Origin of the sequence: Chitinophaga sp. (genome assembly GCF_039596455.1) — a bacterium.
Taxonomy (GTDB): domain Bacteria; phylum Bacteroidota; class Bacteroidia; order Chitinophagales; family Chitinophagaceae; genus Chitinophaga.
Window position 1 is genome coordinate 320,809 of the sequence record NZ_JBCNJR010000002.1, and the last position, 18,921, is coordinate 339,729.

An 18,921-nucleotide genomic window follows, 5' to 3' on the forward strand; every position below is an offset into this window, starting at 1 on the left:
TCATGTTGAACAAGTTTAATGGTGATGATTAAAGTGTAAGCTGGGCGCCCAGGGTGAATGTTCTGGTTACCGGGTAAACGCTCAGGCTGCCATAACCGGGCGTAAGGCCAGTGATGCCCACCGTGGTGGGGTCAAGCCCGGAGAAACCGGTGAGCGTAAACACATTGCGTACACTGCCGTAAAGGCGCAGGTTCTTTATAAAATTGGTGTTGAATTTGGGAGACCAGCCCAGCGTGATATTGTCCAGCTTGAAATAATCCCCTTTCTCCAGGAAGTAATCTGTGATCACCTTGCCTGATTTGATGTGGCCGTTGCGGGCGTAGGCGTCTTTCAGCAGGTTGATGCCGCTTTCTGCCTGCAGGCCGTAGTACATCTGGTAGAGGTTCAGAATGTCGTAATCAAACCGGCCGCGGAAGAACAGCGTGAGGTCAAAGTTTTTATAGGCCAGGCTGTTGCCCCATGCCAGCTCATACCGCGGGGCGCCATGGCCAATGTAGGTTCTGTCTTTTTCACTGCCCTGGCTGGAGGCTACGATCTGTTCCTTGCCCACAATCCCGTCTTTCCAGATCAGTATTTCACCGTTGTCGTTCACGCCGGCATATTTGTAACCGAAGAAACTGCCCAGTTCGGTGCCCGGTTCAAGGCGGTACGCTTTACCAGGGTTGCCGGGGGAGGGGAGGTCTTGCAGATCGCGGTAGTTGCCCTGGAACTCGTTGTTAGACCAGGTTACCAGCTTGGCCTTGATGTAGGAGCCGGTGATATTGGTGTTGTAGGTAAAGTCTTTCCCGTTCACCACTTTCCAGTTGGCGGTCAGCTCTATGCCTTTGGAGCTGGTGGTACCCACGTTCACGAACATTTCCGTATGCAGGTAGGCGCCCACGGGTACTTCATAATTGGCCAGCATGTCTTTGCTGCGGCGGTCAAACACGTCCAGGCTGCCGCTCAGCTTGTTGTCAAGCAGGGAGAAGTCAAGCCCTATGTTGTAAGCCACGGCCCGTTCCCATTGCAGGTTGGGGTTGAAGTTGTTGCCGGGGCCGTATACCCTGATCCATTCGTTATTATCATCCAGGTACATGCCGTATGGCGCATACTTGGCCAGCGAAGTATAGCGGTCAAAACCGGAGCGGCCCGTTACGCCGTAAGAGGCGCGCAGCTTCAGATCATTGATCACCCTGCTGTTGCTCAGGGCCGGCAGGTTGGAGATACGCCATGCTGCGGATACGGCGGGGAACATGCCCCACTTGTTGTTTTTCCCGAATTTGGTATTGCCTTCGTAACGGAAAGAAGCCGTCAGGAAATAAGTGTTGTCGAAATTATAGTTTACGCGGCCCAGGAAGGCAATGAGCTTTTCCTTGCTCTTCCAGGAGTCCATGCCCAGGCGGCCGTCTTCCTTGTTCCAGGCGCCGGCGTCCAGGTTGTTGTACCAGAAAGCATCGGAAAGGAAATCCATGTTCTCGGCCCAGTTGCCCTGCGTGTTGAACTCCTGGTAGGAGTAGCCGCCCATCACGGCAATGTCGTGCTTGTTGATGCGCGTGTTGTAATTGTTGATCCACTCCAGGGTATAATCCTGCCACTTTTCATTCTGCAGCCGGGCGCGGCCGGTGCGGTTGTTCTGGATGGATTCTGCGGATTTGGAGGTGTAGTATTCCCTTCTGAGCATTTCATGCCCCTGGCGCGCCAGTTTCAATTCAGATGAAAGGTTGGGCAGAATGTTCAGCTTGGTAGTGATGTCTATGATAGAATAGTTCTGGTCTGCGCCGTTTTCACGGGCCAGCAGGTCCTGCACAGGGTTCCAGGTATCATAGCCCTGCAGGGTATTGTATTCCCTGGGATTGTTGGGGTTCATCACCGGCAGGGTAGGGTTGAGCTTGATGGCCTGTTTGAACGCATCATAGTTGGTATATTCTTCTTTGGCAATGCGCTGAGACAGGTTGCCGGTGAATTCCAGCAGCCCGTTGAGCGCTCTTTGCTGGAAGTTGGCCCGGTAGCCGTATTCCTTGCGTTCAGTGGCAATATCGATAGCTGTTTTGGAGCGGTAGTTGCCGGAAAGGCGGAAAATGGTGTTTTCGTTACCGCCGGATACGGTGAGGTACTGGTTCTGGCCGAAGTTGTTTTTCCGGATCAGCTCATCATACCAGTTGGTGCGCGCGCCCTGGTCTGCATCCCGCTGGTGGGCCAGGAATTCGTCTGCAGAAAGTATTTCGGGTTTTGCGGCTACCACGTCATGCTCAACGTAGCTGTCATACGTTACGGCTACGGCGCCTTTTTTCCCTGACTTTGTTTGTACCAGCACCACGCCGTTTGCGCCGCGCGAGCCGTAGATGGCGGCCGCGGCGGCGTCTTTCAGCACGGAGATAGACTCAATGTCTTGCTGCGCAATATTGCGGAGATCGCCGCCGGGCATGCCGTCAATCACTATCAGCGGGCCGTTGCCTGCATCCAGGGAGCTGGCGCCGCGTATCTGCACGTCTGTTCCCCGGTTGGGATCTGCGCTGGCGGGGTTGGAAATAGTGACGCCTGCTACCTTGCCTTCTATTTGCTGCAGCGGACTGTTGAAGCCGCCCTGCAGAAAGTCTTTGTTGTTCACTGTGGTCACCGCATTGGTGAGGTTCTTTTTCTGTACGGTGCCGTACCCCACTACCACCACGTCTGTTAGCTGGCTGACAGATTGCTGCAGCACAATTTTCAGGTCAGCCGCGTCGCCTACCGTTACTTCCTTGTCGTGATAACCCACGTAGGTTACCACCAGCACGGCGTCGTTACCTGGTACGTTGAGCTTGAACTTGCCGTCTGTTCCTGTGAAAGTACCGCTGGTGGTGCCTTTGATGCGAAGGCTTACATTGGGCAGTGCTGCCCCGGTGCTGTCCGTAATGCTACCTGTTACGGGCCTTCCCTGTCCGAAAGCAAGTGTGCAGATAAACATGGAAAGTGTGGCAAGGGCGGCCACTTTCTTCCCGAAGTGCTTACTAAATCGATTTAGCAAACAAAGCTGTTTTTGCACCTGATTGTAGATCAGATTTTTCATGATTATGAGTTTTGATTGATGAGAGAAGTGCTGTTTAAATGATTGCCCGTCTCGAAAGCTGAACTTATGATTGCTTTAAACGTTTAAGCCGGCTGAAACAGGCATGGGCGGATTAGCTCGTTCAGCACGGATGATTGCCGGAAATAACGTGTACATTTTCATCGTTAGCGGGTCCACACGTGGATTTAATAAGTGGAACAATTTGTTTGGTCTCGATTCAGTTTTTCAGTTGGGCTACGCTGGCGGGCGCGTAGTTGCCGGTTTTCGTTGTTTTTTTGTAGGGACTGCGCTCGTTTGCACAGCCGCCGGGTTCTTCACTGTTTTTAATAAGGAGGCGATGCTGGCGTGGATACATCGCATCCAGGTTTTCACTGTTTAACGGAACTATGCTGGCGTTGACATAGCGTCCAGGTTTTTCAGATCCGGGTACAAGATAAAAATTTAATTCGATTTACAAATAAACTTTTCTTGACCGTTAAAGAATTCGGGCAAGGGAAACAGCTGTAAACGGCTGAAAGGAATACTATAAATAGATATGTTTAATTAACAATTGAATGTTAAACACATCTTGATATCTATAAATACAAAAAGCTGCCCGGAGGCAGCTTTTTTCACTCACACATAAAACTGGATTGATCGTTAACGTCTTTATTTGATAGCCTGCATGGATGCTTTGGCGGCTTCTATGGTAAATTCAATGTCTTCCTGGCCCAGTGCATGGCAAATAAACCAGCTTTCAAATGCGGAAGGCGGCAGGTATACGCCTCTTTCGAGCATGGCATGGAAGAAGCGGCGGAACAGCTCATTGTTGGCGCCTGAAGCGGCGGTGAAATCTACAATGGGGTATTCGGCAAAGTGTACGCTCATCATGGAACCGATGTGGTTGATCTGGTGCACCACGCCCGCGGCGCCCAGTGCGCCACGGAGGCCGGCTACCAGTTGGCCGGTTTTTTCTTCCAGCTGGGTGTAAATGGAAGGATGCTCATTCAGCGTTTTCAGCAGGGTGTAACCGGCAATCATGGCAATGGGGTTGCCGCTAAGGGTACCGGCCTGGTATACTTTACCGGCGGGAGCTACATGCTCCATTATTTCTCGCCGGCCGGCAAATGCACCTACGGGCATGCCGCCGCCAATGATCTTGCCAAAGGTTACCAGGTCTGCCTTGATGTTGAACAGCTCCTGCGCGCCGCCTTTGGCCAGGCGGAAGCCGGTCATCACTTCGTCCATAATGAACACAATGCCATGCTGGTCACACAATGAACGCAGGCCTTCCAGGAAACCGGGCTGGGGAAGAATGCAGCCCATATTGCCTGCTACCGGCTCAACAATAATGGCGGCAACCTGTTCAGGGTGTTCCGCAATCAGCTGCTCAACAGCAGGCAGGTTGTTGTAAGGCGCGGTGAGCGTATCTTCTGCCACCGTAGTGGTTACGCCGGGCACAGCCTGTATGCCAAGGGTGGCCACGCCGCTGCCGGCGCTTACCAGGAAAGAGTCTGCATGGCCGTGGTAGTTACCTTCAAATTTGATCACCTTGTTTCTGCCAGTGAAGCCGCGGGCCAGCCGCAGTGCGCTCATACAAGCTTCCGTGCCGGAGTTCACCATGCGCACCATGTCTATGTTCGGCACCATGCTAACGATCAGTTCGGCCACCTCCACTTCCAGCCGGGTGGGCGCGCCGAAAGAGGTAGAGTAGGTGGCATATTCCTGGATGGCCTTTACCACGGGCTCATAGGCATGGCCGAGTATCATGGGGCCCCAGGAGTTGATATAGTCAATGTAGCGGTTGCCGTCTACATCGTACATATAAGCGCCCTTGGCATGCTGCATGAAAACAGGCGTGCCGCCTACGCTTTTGAATGCACGTACGGGAGAGTTCACACCACCGGGTATTACGTTGCCGGCTTGTTCAAACAGGGCTTTGCTTTTTGTAAACATGCAGATGAAATTTTTTATTTGTTCAGTAAATGGACAGCGTCTTTGGCAAAATAGGTGGCAATCAGGTCTGCACCGGCGCGTTTGATGCTGGTGAGACTTTCCAGCACGGCCTTTTCTTCATTGAGCCATCCCATTTTGGCCGCTGCCTTGATCATGGCGTATTCTCCGCTTACATGATATGCGCTGACAGGAACGGTAACACTGTCTTTAACCAGCCTGATAATATCGAGGTAGGCCATGGCAGGTTTCACCATCACAATGTCTGCTCCTTCTTCCACGTCCATCAGGGTTTCTTTCAGCGCCTCGCGGGCATTGGCGTAATCCATCTGGTAGGTTTTCTTGTCCCCGAAACCGGGCGCAGAGTCCAGCGCATCACGGAAGGGGCCATAAAAGCAGCTGGCATATTTGGCACTGTAGGCCATAATGCCGGTTTTGGTGAAATGGTTGTCTTCCAGCGCTTCACGGATGGCCAGTATGCGGCCGTCCATCATATCACTGGGCGCTACTATGTCTGCACCGGCCTGCGCGTGGCTCACGCTCATTTCCGCCAGTACGTTCACCGTGGCGTCGTTCACGATCTCTTCTCCTTCCACGATACCGTCGTGGCCAAAAGAAGAATAAGGGTCCAGCGCCACGTCTGTCATCACCACCATGCCGGGCACGGCGTCTTTCACGGTTTTGATGGCACGTTGCATCAGCCCGTCAGGGTTGAGGGCTTCGGTGCCTTTATTATCTTTCAGCTCATCCGCACATTTAATGAACAGCAATACGCTTTTGATGCCCAGGGCCCAGAGCTCTTTCACTTCTTTGGCCGTGAGGTCAAGCGAGTGGCGGTAGTAGCCGGGCATGGAGGTAATTTCTTCCTTCACGCCTTTGCCTTCCGTTACAAACAGCGGCGCAATAAAATTGGCCGGCGTCAGTATGGTTTCCGCTACCATGGCTCTAATGGCGGGTGTGTTGCGTAAAATCCTGTTTCTTCTGATCATCTTCTTCTGATTTTATGTTCAACAAATTTTATGATTCGTTTACCCAGTTCCGCGGCTTCAGGTATTCCAGCAACTCCGCTTCCGGGCTGCCGGGGGCGGGGTGGTAATCATACTCCCAGCGGGCCTTTGCAGGCAGGCTCATGAGTATGGACTCTATGCGGCCGTTCGTTTTGAGGCCGAAGAGGGTGCCCCTGTCATGAATGAGATTGAACTCCACGTAACGGCCGCGGCGGTATTCCTGCCAGTGTACCTGCGCTTCGGAGTAAGGAAGGTCTTTCCGTTTCTCCACCAGCGGAAGGTACGAAGGAATGAACGCATTTCCGTTGGATACCTGGAACTGCAGCAGGTCTTCCGCCGTGCGGCCGGGCTGGGGGCGGAGGTAGTCGTAAAAGATACCGCCTATGCCGCGCGCCTCATTGTTCCGGTGCTTATTCACAAAATACTCGTCGCAATGTTTCTTGTATTGCGGGTACAGCTCTTTCCCGAAGGGATCACAGGCTTCCTTGAAGGTGCGGTGAAAATGCGCGCCGTCTTCCTCAAATATATAATAGGGCGTAAGATCAGCGCCGCCGCCAAACCAGCAGTCTGCTATGGCGCCGTTTTCCCCGTACAGTTCAAAATACCGGAAGTTGGCGTGTACCGTGGGCACGTAAGGGTTTTGCGGATGTATCACCAGCGAGATGCCGGCCGCCAGAAAACGGCTGTTGTCAGCTACTTTGAACTGCTGGGCCATTACCGGCGGCAGCTGGCCATGTACTACGGAGGTGTTGACGCCGCCTTTCTGGAACACGTTGCCGTCTGCAATGACACGGGTAATACCGCCACCGCCGCCTTCGCGCTCCCATTTGTCTTCCCTGAATTTTGCTTTCCCGTCAACGCCTTCCAGTGCAGCGCAGATCTTGTTCTGCAGCTGGTGTATGTAGGGAATGAATTGATCTTTAATGCTCATGCGTACACTGGTTTATGCAAAACTCTTTACGGCTTCCACAAAGGCTTTGGCATGGTCTACCGGTATGTTGGGCAAAATGCCGTGGCCCAGGTTGGCAATGTAGCGCTGCGGGCCAAAGGCGGTGATCATTTCCTTCACGGCCTTCTGGATGTCAGGGATGGGTTTCATCAGCTGCGCAGGGTCAAAGTTGCCTTGCAGGGTAACGGCAGGGCCGGCAAACTGGCGGGCCAGCTGCGGTTTGATGCACCAGTCAAGCCCAAGGCCCTGCGCGCCGGTGGCGGCCATTTCTTCCAGGGCAAACCAGGCGCCTTTGGCAAACACGATCACGGGGCAAACGCCCTGCAATGCGGCCACTATGCGGCGGATGTATTGTAAAGAGAATTCTTCAAAGTCCTGCGGACTGAGCAGCCCGCCCCATGAGTCGAAGATCTGCACTACATCTGCCCCGGCGGCCACCTGTGCTTTCAGGTACAGGATGGTGGTTTCCGTGAGGCGGTGGAGCAGCTCGTGGGCTACGGCAGGCTGGGTATAGCAGAAGGCCTTGGCCTCATCAAAGGTTTTGGAGCCTTTGCCTTGTACCATGTAACAGAGCAGCGTCCATGGCGCGCCGACAAAACCTATGAGGGGCACGCGGCCGGCCAGGGTCTGTTTGGTGAGGCGCAGGGCGTCCATCACATAATGGAGGCGGTCTTCCACGTCAGGGATCACGATGCGCTCCAGGTCTGCGGCAGATTTTACCGGTTGCGGCAGCAGGGGGCCTACTTTTTCCACCAGTTGCACTTCCATGCCCATGGCCTGCGGCACCACCAGTATATCTGAGAAAATAATGGCGGCGTCTACGCCTACCTGGTCTACCGGCATGACGGTGATTTCAGTGGCCAGCTCAGGTGTTTGGCAGCGCTCAAAGAAAGAGTATTTATCGCGCAGTTTGATATAGTCAGGCAGAAAGCGCCCGGCCTGGCGCATCATCCATACCGGCGGGCGGGGTACGGGTGAGCCCGCCAGCGCTTTTAACAACAAGTCATTCTGTAATCCGCTCATTCGTAGCAATTGATATTGTCAAAGTAATAAATAGCTGTTCCTAGCAGGGCGTCTGCAGATGGTTCAATGCTGGTGATCACCCTGTTGTCCGTCACGTCCCGGAGGGCGGCGGCGGTAGTTTCTCCAATGGCGAAACAAACCGTGTGCCTGGGCGGGGTATTCACGGAGAAAAAGCTCCGTACTCCGCTGGGGCTTGTAAAGAGGATGCCGTCATACTCTTTTTCCACTACCGCAGGTGTTTCCGTGGTGTTGTACACCACTATTTCCTGCACGTCAATATGGTGTGCCCGCAGTATGTCCGGCAGTTCTCCCCGGCGCATGTTGCCGCAGAAGAAGGTTACGGCCGGCACCTGGTCTTCAATGATCCTTTGCGCCAGCGCTGTTGCATTGGCGGCCGTGCCGGCTATCAGTACACCCGGTATGTTCTCTTCCACGGCCTGGCGGGTTGCGCCTTGCAGGCAGTATACCTGCACATCTTGCAATGGAGAGCCAGGGAACAGCAACCGGTGCTCACCAACGAAGGATCGCAGCACATTGCTTACCGCGCCTACCGCATGCCGGCTGGTGAATACCACTACGTTGCATTTCCAAATGGATGACATTATCCGGTGCTCTATCTCCTCTGTGATCGCGGTAGTAACGTCAATAAAAGCCCGGTCTTCCACCGCAATACCATGTCCCGCCGCTTCTTCCACAAGGTCTGGCGGCAATGCTTTGGTGCTGAGTATGGTATATTTAGCGTTGGGCATTCCTGATGGCTTCGATCACTGCGCGGCCGCCGTTTGCCAGCACCTCTTCCGCCGCATCCTTGCCCATGCCTTGTGTGGCGCCGGTGGCGCCCTGGCGGGTTACGGTAATGGAAGCGTCTCCGTTGAGGCTGCAAAGGTTACCTTCAAAGTGCAGCTGCCCTTCCCTGATCTCCGCATAGGCGCTGATGGGAGTAGTGCAGCCACCCAGCAAGGTGCGCAGGAACTCGCGTTCCACGCCGGTGCAAAGGGCAGTGTCTGCATGGTGCAGGGGGGCCAGCGCCTCCCTGATGTAATCGTCATTTTCACGGCAGGCGGCCACTATAGCACCTTGTGCGGGTGCGGGCAGCATCCAGTCCAATATCACGGATTGTTCGGGGCGCACATTAATGCGTTCTACACCGGCCGCTGCAAAAATAGCGGCATCCCAGTTTTCGGCCGCCAGCTTCTCCAGCCTTTTGATCACGTTGCCGCGCAGGTTGTGCAGCTGGTGGCGCGGGTAGCGCCGCAGCCACTGCGCCTTGCGGCGTATGCTGCTGGTGCCGATGTGGGCGGTATATGCAGTATCGTCTAAAAAGTCAGTATTGTGTTTGTAAACCAGCAGGTCTTTCACCGGGCCGCGTTTCAGCACGGCCGCGTTGATGATGCCCTGCGGCAGCTGGGTAGGCACGTCTTTAAAGGAGTGAACGGCCACGTCTATCCTGCTGTTCAGCAGGGCAAGGTCAAGGCTTTTGGTGAAGATGCCCTGCACGCCTATCTCGTAAAGGGGGGTGACCAGGTCTATATCGCCTTCGCTTTTGATCGGTACCAGTTCTACCGTATGCCCGTTGCCGGTTAAAAGATCCCTTACCAGGGTGGCCTGCCACATGGCGAGCTGGCTGTCCCGGGTGCCTATCCTGATAATTTTTTCCATCGTTTATTCCTGATTAACGCCGGCTTCGAAAATGTCGCTGATCATGGCAATGTAATCATCGCCTTTATCTGTTTCCCTGCGCACCTTGCCGGCCATCAAATTGATCATTTTCTGGATGATGCGGGAAGAAACTTCCTCCAGGTCTTCCAGGTTATAATGTGCGCCGTTCTTTTGTTCCTTTATTTCGCGGGCGTGGATCTCCGTGAGCTTTTCCTTCACCGCTTTCAGCACCACGGCATGTTTGCGCATCTTGAACCAGTAAAGGAACTCTTCCATATGCTCATCTATAATAGCCATGGCTTTGGGCACTTCACTGAGGCGCATCTGCAGCGTTTCATCCTGTACCTTGCTCAGGTCGTCTACGTTGATCACTTCCACATGCTCCAGTTCCCGTACTTCAGGGGCTACGTTGAAGGGGATGGAAAGGTCTATGATGAGTTTGCGGCTGGCGCCTTCCATGTGCGAGGGCAAAATAGTAGGTTGCGGGGCATTGGTGGCCACCAGTATCACGTCTGCCTGCTGCAGCGTGCTGTCCATCTGCTCATACGGCGTGTATTGCAGGCCGTGCTGGCCGGCAAACTCTTCGGCTACGGCGGTGGTGCGGTTGATGAGCGTAATATTGCGTACGCCCAGGTATTCCATCATGTTCTTGCAGGTGTTGCGGCCTATTTTGCCTACACCCAGCAGCACAATGTGCTTGTTATGGCAAATGTCCGGCACTTTCTTTTCCAGCATGCGCACGGCGGCAAAAGCCACTGATACGGTGCCGGAGCTGAGGCCGGTTTCGTTCTTGATGAGTTTGGAAACCTGCAGCACGCTGTTTACCAGCCGCTCCAGGAAAGTGCCTATGGAGCCATGCGCTTTGGCAAACTTGGCGGCGTTCTTGATCTGGCCTATGATCTCGTAGTCTCCCAGTATCTGGGAATCCAGCCCGGTGCCTACATGGTACAGGTGGCGCACGGCCTCTTCTCCTGATTTCTGGTAGGCCAGTTCCGCAAATACCTCCGGATCACCGCCGGCGGCGCTGCACAACAGCTCTCTCAGCACGGCGGCATCTGCGGCAAAACCATAAATTTCAGTGCGGTTACAGGTGGAGAGCACAAACAGGTCTGTGAGGCCGGCCCCGCGGGCGGTCTCTAACAGTTGCTGGTATTGGTCCTGGTTAATTGCGTATAGTCCCCGGATCGCAGCGTCAGTTTTCTTATAGTTGATTCCAACAATATGAAAGTTTGATATGTCTTTGGGCTGATTGACCTGCATGTTTTTCTTAAAAGCTTCCGGGTGCAAAAATACTGGCATACGCTTCAAAACCGCGCCCTTAGCTGTCACTAGTGTGTCATTTCTACCCCTGTTCACAGGGGTTTCCAAAAAATGATTTTCATCATGTTTCATCATATGCGGCATGTGCATGCGTTTACAGGGATGTACACCCGCAAGTTACTGATAAAATAGCGGATGATGAGTGACCGGAATCATGCACCGGGCAACGCCTCCGGCCCTTTTATTCTAACAATTTAATGACAGAACATGCCTGATATAGCATGAAAAGCGCTTACTTTTGCAACAATTTTACAGGATTATGGTCGCAAAATCTGATACAGCCATCGTATTGATGAACCTGGGCTCACCGGATTCCACGGAAGTGCCCGATGTGAAAAAGTATTTGCTTGAATTTCTGATGGACAAACGGGTGATAGACTACCCCTGGCTGATGCGCAAGCTGCTGGTGGGCGGTGTTATTGTGCCGCGCCGGGCGGAAAAGAGCGCCGAAGCGTACAAAAGCATCTGGTGGCCGGAAGGCTCACCCCTCATTGTGCTCACCAAACAATTGCAGAAGGCGCTGCAGCACGACCTTGAGATGCCGGTAGAGATCACCATGCGGTACGGCAACCCTTCTCCCGCCGCTACGTTCGACAAACTGGTGAAAGAACACCCCGGCCTGAAGGAAGTGGTGCTCGTGCCGCTCTACCCGCACTACGCCATGAGCAGCTACGAAACGGCGGCAGAATACGCCAAAACCGTTTACCAGCGTAAACAATACCCTTTTGAACTGAAAATAGTGCAGCCCTGGTACCGCCGCGAAGAATACATCCACGCGCTGGCGGAAAGCATGCGCCCTTATGTGGAGCAGGATTTTGACTACCTATTGTTCAGCTACCACGGGGTACCGGTAAGGCATATACGAAAAGGTGACATCACCGGCTCTCATTGCCTGAAAGTGAACGATTGCTGCCATGTAGATTCCAAAGCCCACACCCAGTGTTACCGCCACCAGGTGATCATCACCTCGGAGCTGGTGGCTGCCAGGCTGGGCATTCCCAAACACAAGTGGGGCGTGGCTTTCCAGTCAAGGCTGGGCCGTGAGGAATGGATCAAGCCCTATACGGCGGAGCGTTTTGAAAGCCTGCCGAAAGAAGGTGTGAAGAAGTTGCTGGTGGCCTGCCCGGCTTTTGTGTCTGATTGCCTGGAAACGCTGGAAGAGATTGCAGTGGAGGGAAAACATACGTTTATCAACGCCGGGGGAGACAGTTTTACCATGATCCCCTGCCTGAATACGCACCCCTTGTGGGTACAGGCCGTCAGCACGCTGTGCCGTGAAGTGATGGAGCCGGTATCCGCATAGCGGAGCGGGAATATTTCTGAAAGGCGCAACCGCAGAGCGTTGCGCCTTTTTTATGTACTGCCGCCCGTTTTTTCCGCTTTTTTTCGGTAAATTCATTCAGCAAAATTCCATCGCTGATGATCTTGGCCGTTCTTAAAGAAAAAGCAGGAGAAAACAGGGTATCGCTCGTTCCGGAAGTCGTTAAACAGATTGTGCAGCAACAGGTAACAGTGTGGGTGGAAGCAGGCGCCGGCGCACAGGCATTTTACCCGGATGAAGCATACCGGGAGGCCGGTGCGGATATCAAAACCCGCGCAGAGCTGCTGCAGCAGGCGGATATGTTGCTGAGCATCCGCCCGCCCGCCCCGGAAGAATGGAAAAACACGCCGCCCGGCAAAATATGGCTGGGCATCTATCAACCCCTCTACAACCCAGCCCTGATGCAGCAATGGGCGGAAAAACAGTTCACCGTATTCAGTCTTGACACCATTCCCCGCACCACCCGCGCGCAAAGCATGGACGTGCTCAGCTCGCAGGCCAATATTGCCGGCTACAAGGCCGTGCTGCTGGCTGCGTATACCTATTCCCGGTATTTTCCCATGTTCATGACGGCCGCCGGCAGCATTCCGCCGGCCAAGGTGCTGATACTGGGCGCCGGGGTGGCCGGTTTGCAGGCCATTGCTACCGCCCGCAGGCTGGGCGCCGTAGTGGAAGTATTTGATACCCGCCCCGCCGTGAAAGAGGAAGTGATGAGCCTGGGTGCAAAGTTCGTAGAGGTAGAAGGTGCGGCAGACGCTTCGAAGGCCGGCGGTTACGCCGTAGAACAGTCTGCAGAGTATAAGCTGAAGCAGGAACAGAAAATAGCAGAAAGCGCCGCCAAAGCGGATATTGTGATCACCACCGCGCAGATTCCCGGAAAACCTGCCCCCATCCTGATCACAAAAGAAACGGTGGGCCAAATGAAAAACGGCTCCGTGATCATTGACCTGGCCGCCGCCACCGGGGGCAACACGGAAGTGACAAGAAATGCGGAAACTATTGTGCACGGCGGCGTAACGGTGATAGGCAACTCAGACCTGGCGGGCACTGCGCCGGCAGATGCCAGCAAGCTGTATGCCCGCAACGTGCTGAACTTCCTGAAGCTCATCATCAGCAAAGAAGGCCAGGTGAACCTCAATTTTGAGGACGATCTGGTGAAAGGCACCTGCATCACCCACCAGGGAGAAATTGTGAATGACCGCGTGAAGCAGCTGCAGGCCGCTGCCGTATAATATTCCAACAAAATCATAACTCTTTGCATATGAGCGCAGTACTGGACTTTTTACAACTGCATATCGAGATGGTGTACATCGTGATACTGTCTGTTTTCCTGGGTATCGAAGTGATCTCCCGCGTACCTTCCGTGTTGCATACACCCCTGATGAGCGGCGCCAACGCCATTCACGGCGTGGTGATCATAGGCGCCATCATTGTGATGGGCAAGGCGGAGGCAGACAATTACCTGGCGCTGGTGCTGGGCTTTTTAGCGGTGATATTGGGTACGCTCAACGTGGTAGGCGGTTTTGTGGTGACAGACAGAATGCTGGAAATGTTTAAAAAGAAGAAATAATGGAAGCAAGTCTCTTATCCATCGCTTACCTGGTTGGCTCTGTTACATTTATTGTTGGATTGAAAATGCTCAGCAATCCCGCCACTGCCCGCAGAGGCAACCTGGTGGCAGCGGTGGGCATGTTTGTGGCCATTGTGGGCACTATTTTCCTGTACGAAGAAGGCGGGCGGAAACTGCATAATTACGGATGGATATTCGGCGGGCTGCTGATCGGAACGGTAATTGGCGTGGTGGCGGCACGGAGGGTGAAGATGACGGCCATGCCTGAAATGGTGAGCATGTTCAACGGCATGGGTGGGGCTTGCGCCATGCTGATATCTATTGTGGAGTTTAATCATTTGTCTCATTCTCTGCCGCTGGGTGGTGATGGTGGCTGGACAAGCTTCCCGCCCGGTTTTGATTTTGGTAAGTACCTGTTGGGGAATGTACAGGCAGCCGGCAAGCTGCTGATCATATTGCTGGGCCTCATCATAGGCACTGTATCTTTTGCAGGCAGCATCATAGCCTGGGGTAAGCTCAATGGCAAAATAAAGGACTTCGCGTTCAAGGGCCAGCATATTGCCAACCTCACTGTGCTGGCCGTTATAGTAATATTGGCAACCTATCTGGTTGTTGTCATCAATGATAGTTACATAGTGCGTATAGACAACGGCAGGGATATAGGAAGCATTATTGCCAACGGCACCTTGTTTACCGTCAAACCCGCCATCACCATTGCCTTTTACATCATCCTCGCACTATCCGTAGCTTACGGCATTCTATTCGTAATGCCCATCGGCGGGGCAGACATGCCCGTGGTGATCTCCCTGCTCAACTCCTTTACCGGCGTAGCCGCAGCCTGCGGCGGTTTCCTGTACAACAACCCCGTGATGCTCACCGGTGGCATACTGGTAGGCTCAGCAGGCACTATCCTCACTATTCTGATGTGCAAGGCCATGAACCGTTCTCTCAAAAACGTGCTGATCGGCTCCTTTGGCGGCACGCAGTCGGGCGGGGCCGCCAGGGAATATGGCAGTTACAAGGAGATCAGCTTGTCTGATGCGGCGGTGGTGCTCCGTTATGCCAACCGGGTAATGATAGTGCCCGGCTATGGCCTGGCCGTAGCGCAGGCACAGCACGTATGTCATGAACTGGAGAAGCTGCTGGAAGAAAAAGGAGTGGAGGTGAACTATGCTATTCATCCCGTGGCCGGCCGCATGCCTGGCCACATGAACGTGCTGCTGGCCGAAGCGGACGTGCCGTATGAAAAGCTGCAGGAAATGGAGCAGGCCAACAGTGAAATGAATACAACTGATGCGGTGCTGGTGCTCGGCGCCAACGATGTGGTCAACCCCGCGGCCAAGAATGATCCCGCCAGCCCCATTTACGGCATGCCCATACTGGAAGTGGAGAACGCCAAAATGGTGATCGTGAACAAACGCAGCATGAAACCCGGCTATGCCGGCATTGAGAACGAATTATTCTTCCAGCCCAAAACTTCCATGCTGTTCGGTGATGCAAAATCTGTGCTGCAGCAGCTGGTAGCAGAAGTGAAAATGTTGTAGCTGGCGCTCCGCCCACAATTCACTAAATTTGCGGAAAAAGTACAATTTGCCTTCTTTACCGCCAGCTTTTACAGATACGTTGCAGGGCCTGCCGGGCTACCGCCCGGGGCCATTCATGGAAGTACATGCGTCCGGTGAGCGCATTACTTCGGTGAGGCTGCAGCCACTGAAAGCAGCCAATGCAGCGGTGCTTTTTCCCAGGCTCACCGTAACGCCCGTGCCCTGGAGCCATAATGGTTACTACCTTTCCAGCCGTCCTTCCTTTACGCTCGATCCGCAATTTCATGCCGGTGCATATTACGTGCAGGAAGCCTCGTCCATGTTCCTGGAAGAAGCCTTGCGGCAAACGGCCAGCCTGCAGCAGCCGCTCAAGGCGCTAGACCTCTGCGCCGCGCCCGGCGGCAAAAGCACGCTGATGCAAGCCATACTGCACCCGCAGAGCCTGCTGGTGGCCAATGAAGTGATCAAGCCGCGCGCCGCGTTGCTGGCGGATAACATAGCCCGCTGGGGCGCGGAGAATGTGGTGGTCACCAATAATGACCCGCGTGATTTTGCACGTCTTGAAGAATATTTCGATGTAATAGTGGCAGACGCTCCCTGCTCCGGCTCCGGACTCTTTCGCCGCGATCCGGAGGCCATCAACGAATGGTCGCAGGAAAATGTGATGCTCTGTTGCCAACGCCAGCAAAGGATTCTGGCAGATGTGCTGCCCGCGCTTAAACCGGGTGGTGTACTCATTTATTCTACCTGCTCCTACGCGCGTGAAGAAGATGAAGAGGTGATGGACTGGCTGCTGGAGAATTTTGAGCTGGAAAACTGTCCGCTGCAACTGCAGCCGGATTGGCATATTGTGGCAACCGTTTCCCCGCAGCACCGCTCGCATGGTTACCGTTTTTACCCGGACCAGGTGAAAGGCGAAGGCTTTTTTATTGCCTGCTTCAGAAAAAAGGGCAGCGCCGTGCCGCCAAAGAAAAACCGTGCGCACCTTAGCCTGCTGCCTTCGCGTGAGGCTGCCCGCATTACGCCCTGGTTGAAAAAAGATGGAGAATATATGATGATGCCGCACAATGGTGAAGTCATCGTTCTCACGCCCGCCATGGCGGAAGAGCTGCCGCTGCTGCAGAAGAACCTGTACATCCGGAAAGCCGGTGTGAAAGCCGGGCAACTGACCGCGAAAGAGCTGGTGCCAGACCATCAGCTGGCACTGAGCACCTGCATAGCAGCTGATTTGCCTGCTATTGAACTGGGGCTGGAAGATGCGCTGCGTTATCTGCGCAAGGAAGACCTGCAGCTGGGTGAAACAATAAAAGGCTGGGCCCTGATGAGATATAGCGGGATGAATATAGGCTGGGCCAAGATTTTGCCGAACAGGATCAATAATTATTATCCGAAAGAAATGCGCATTCTGAAGGCCGGAACACCGGAACCTTGAGCCGGTAACGGTTGCGGCGTAACAACAAATTTGATTTTTTGTCGTTTCGATATAAATGAAAATTCGTTTTTAACACATATATTCGTTCCCTTAAAGTATTAGAAATTATGTTAAAGTCAGTTTTGTTAGGTGTAATGATGGCCAGTGCAATGAGTGTAGCCGCGCAGGACACGCTCCTTGTACAGGGCAATGCTCCTGATCTTTATTTGACGCATACGGTGAAGAAAGGGGAAACATGGTACAGCCTTGGCCGTGCGTATGGTTTGAGCCCGAAAGATATTGCGGCGAAGAACAGAATGCAGATGGATCAGGGACTCAGCTTAGGCAAGCAGATCACGATCCCTTTAAATAAGAACAATTTTATTCAGTCCAAAGACGCGCAGAGCGGCGCGGGCGTTCGTCCGGTATACCACAAGGTGGCCGAAAAGGAAACGCTGTACCGCATTCATGTGCGCTACGCCAAAGTGCCGCTGGACAATGTGCGTCAATGGAACCATATTACCGGTGACGGGGTACAGAAAGATGCCTACCTGGTTGTAGGCTTTGTGAAAGGCAACGGGCAGTCTGCTGTGCTGGCATCTGCCGCGCCCAGGACCGAAGCCGTTTCCCGCCCGGCCGCTACAGAGCCGGTAGCCAGCCAGCAGCAGCCTTCGGCACCGGTAGCTACCAGGTCACAACCCGCGGAACCTGAAACCCGCCCTGCGCCCCCGTCTCAGCCTGCTCAACCGGAATCCAAACCGGTGGCGTCTACACAGCCAATAGAGCCTGAAACCCGCCCCGCACCCAGGTCACAAGCCGCGGAGCCCGAAGCCCGCCGTGAAACCAGCCTGGGCCGCACACCTTCCATTCCGGAAGGAGGTTTTGAGCAGATCTATATGCAGCAAACCAACAACGGCAGAAACACCGTTACGGAAAAAGGGCCCGGCACCTGGTTCAGAAGCAACGCGGTAGTAGGCTCCGGCAAGTATTACGCGCTGCACAACAGCGCTCCGCGCGGTACTATCGTGAAAGTGACCAACCCCTTAACCGGCCGTTCCATCTATGCAAAGGTGCTGGACGCCATCCCGCAGCTGAAGGCCAATGCCAACCTGATCATCAAGCTGAGCGATGCAGCGCAGGATGCGCTGGGGATTACGGAAGGAAGATTTTATTGTGAATTGAATTATGATGAAAAATAAAGAGAAAGGCGCCGGTTGAGGCGCCTTTTTTATGTTGTTTCAAACCTGAACCCCCTCAAAAACTCCACTACCCCCATCTTCTTCTTCCCCTCCAGCTGCAGTTCCTCTACCCTGATATAACCCCCGTCTGCCGCAAATTTCAGGTAAGTTTTATGATCTGAGTGCACGCTGCCCGGTGCGTGATCGTGTTGAGCCAACTCTTTCCCCGCCTTGAAGATCTTCAGCGTTTTGCCTTGCAGGCTGGTGAAAGCAGTAGGGTAGGGGCTGAGGCCGCGGATGAGATTATAGATACGGTCAACAGGCTGCTCCCAGTTGATCCGGCAGTCTTCCTTGAATATTTTGGGTGCATGTTTCAGCTCTTCAGCAGGAACGTTGTTTTGTATGGTGCCTTCAATACCGCCGCTGGAAAGGGCTTCCACGGTTTTTATCAATACCTCTGCCCCGGCTTTCATCAGCTCGTCATGCAGCTCTCCGGCCGTTTCATCTTCGCGGATGGCTACTTTGGAAGCAAAGAGAATATTGCCGGTATCAATTTCGTGCTGCAGTCTGAAGGTGGTAACGCCTGATTCTTTTTCACCGTTGATGATGGCCCAGTTAATGGGCGCTGCGCCGCGGTATTGCGGCAGCAGTGAGGCATGCACGTTGATGGTGCCCAGCGGCGGCATGTTCCACACCAGTTCCGGCAACATGCGGAAGGCTACTACCACCTGCAGGTCTGCCCGGTAAGAGCGCAGCTCTTCCAGGAAAGCCGGGTTTTTCAGTTTTTCGGGTTGCAGCACCGGTATCTGTTTGCTCACGGCATATTGTTTTACCGCGCTTTGCTGCAGTTGCAGGCCCCTGCCGGCGGGTTTGTCTGGCGCGGTGATAACGGCCACCACGTTGTAACCATGCTGTACCAGCGCATCAAGGGAAGCCACGGCAAAGTCTGGCGTGCCCATAAAAATGATTCTCATGCTGCAAA

The 18,921-nt window shown here is 54.0% G+C and carries 15 protein-coding genes; 6 read left to right on the forward strand and 9 right to left on the reverse strand.

The window, feature by feature from the left end:
- Positions 1–28 precede the first annotated feature (28 nt).
- The 8 genes from ABDW36_RS11020 to hemA all read right to left on the reverse strand — a co-directional run bounded on the left by ABDW36_RS11020 (position 29) and on the right by hemA (position 10,855).
- Positions 29–2,983: a SusC/RagA family TonB-linked outer membrane protein gene (locus ABDW36_RS11020; RefSeq protein ID WP_343701951.1), complete on the reverse strand. Its 2,955-nt coding sequence runs from the start codon at positions 2,981–2,983 to the stop codon at positions 29–31.
- 690 nt (positions 2,984–3,673) lie between these two features.
- Positions 3,674–4,960: a glutamate-1-semialdehyde 2,1-aminomutase gene (gene hemL / locus ABDW36_RS11025; protein ID WP_343701952.1), complete on the reverse strand. Its 1,287-nt coding sequence runs from the start codon at positions 4,958–4,960 to the stop codon at positions 3,674–3,676.
- A gap of 14 nt (positions 4,961–4,974) precedes the next feature.
- Positions 4,975–5,946: a porphobilinogen synthase gene (gene hemB, locus ABDW36_RS11030; protein ID WP_343701953.1), complete on the reverse strand. Its 972-nt coding sequence runs from the start codon at positions 5,944–5,946 to the stop codon at positions 4,975–4,977.
- A 28-nt stretch (positions 5,947–5,974) separates the two neighbouring features.
- Positions 5,975–6,895 carry an oxygen-dependent coproporphyrinogen oxidase gene (hemF, locus tag ABDW36_RS11035; RefSeq protein WP_343701954.1) on the reverse strand — a complete coding sequence of 307 codons (921 nt, stop codon included), beginning with the start codon at positions 6,893–6,895 and terminating at the stop codon, positions 5,975–5,977.
- Between the two features lie 12 nt (positions 6,896–6,907).
- The gene (gene hemE / locus ABDW36_RS11040; RefSeq protein WP_343701955.1) at positions 6,908–7,936 is read right to left on the reverse strand and encodes a uroporphyrinogen decarboxylase; all 1,029 of its coding nucleotides are present in this window, start codon (positions 7,934–7,936) and stop codon (positions 6,908–6,910) included.
- A complete protein-coding gene (locus ABDW36_RS11045) occupies positions 7,933–8,685 on the reverse strand; it encodes a uroporphyrinogen-III synthase (RefSeq protein ID WP_343701956.1) in 753 nt (250 codons plus the stop codon). The genes hemE and ABDW36_RS11045 overlap by 4 nt, the downstream gene beginning before the upstream one ends.
- Complete coding sequence (gene hemC / locus ABDW36_RS11050) at positions 8,672–9,595, reverse strand: hydroxymethylbilane synthase (RefSeq protein ID WP_343701957.1); 924 nt, start codon at positions 9,593–9,595, stop codon at positions 8,672–8,674. Before hemC ends, ABDW36_RS11045 begins: the two co-directional genes overlap by 14 nt.
- 3 nt (positions 9,596–9,598) lie before the next feature.
- Entirely contained in the window at positions 9,599–10,855 is a 1,257-nt protein-coding gene (gene hemA / locus ABDW36_RS11055; RefSeq protein WP_343701958.1) for a glutamyl-tRNA reductase, read from the reverse strand.
- Positions 10,856–11,174: 319 nt separating this feature from the next.
- Here hemA and hemH point away from each other — a divergent pair, with 319 nt between their 5' ends.
- The 6 genes from hemH to ABDW36_RS11085 all read left to right on the forward strand — a co-directional run bounded on the left by hemH (position 11,175) and on the right by ABDW36_RS11085 (position 17,960).
- Complete coding sequence (gene hemH / locus ABDW36_RS11060; RefSeq protein WP_343701959.1) at positions 11,175–12,218, forward strand: ferrochelatase; 1,044 nt, start codon at positions 11,175–11,177, stop codon at positions 12,216–12,218.
- 116 nt (positions 12,219–12,334) lie between these two features.
- Positions 12,335–13,468, forward strand: a complete 1,134-nt coding sequence (locus ABDW36_RS11065; RefSeq protein ID WP_343701960.1) for a Re/Si-specific NAD(P)(+) transhydrogenase subunit alpha — start codon at positions 12,335–12,337, stop codon at positions 13,466–13,468.
- Between the two features lie 29 nt (positions 13,469–13,497).
- Positions 13,498–13,806 (forward strand): NAD(P) transhydrogenase subunit alpha, encoded by a 309-nt coding sequence (locus ABDW36_RS11070; protein WP_119079051.1) that lies wholly within the window; start codon positions 13,498–13,500, stop codon positions 13,804–13,806.
- Positions 13,806–15,350 carry an NAD(P)(+) transhydrogenase (Re/Si-specific) subunit beta gene (locus ABDW36_RS11075; protein WP_343701961.1) on the forward strand — a complete coding sequence of 515 codons (1,545 nt, stop codon included), beginning with the start codon at positions 13,806–13,808 and terminating at the stop codon, positions 15,348–15,350. The genes ABDW36_RS11070 and ABDW36_RS11075 overlap by 1 nt, the downstream gene beginning before the upstream one ends.
- A 46-nt stretch (positions 15,351–15,396) precedes the next feature.
- Entirely contained in the window at positions 15,397–16,782 is a 1,386-nt protein-coding gene (locus ABDW36_RS11080) for an RNA methyltransferase (RefSeq protein WP_343701962.1), read from the forward strand.
- A 107-nt stretch (positions 16,783–16,889) separates the two neighbouring features.
- Positions 16,890–17,960, forward strand: a complete 1,071-nt coding sequence (locus ABDW36_RS11085) for a LysM peptidoglycan-binding domain-containing protein (protein ID WP_343701963.1) — start codon at positions 16,890–16,892, stop codon at positions 17,958–17,960.
- Between the two features lie 29 nt (positions 17,961–17,989).
- Here the strand turns inward: ABDW36_RS11085 and fmt are convergent, their stop codons facing one another.
- Positions 17,990–18,913, reverse strand: a complete 924-nt coding sequence (gene fmt, locus ABDW36_RS11090) for a methionyl-tRNA formyltransferase (RefSeq protein ID WP_343701964.1) — start codon at positions 18,911–18,913, stop codon at positions 17,990–17,992.
- Positions 18,914–18,921 lie beyond the last annotated feature (8 nt).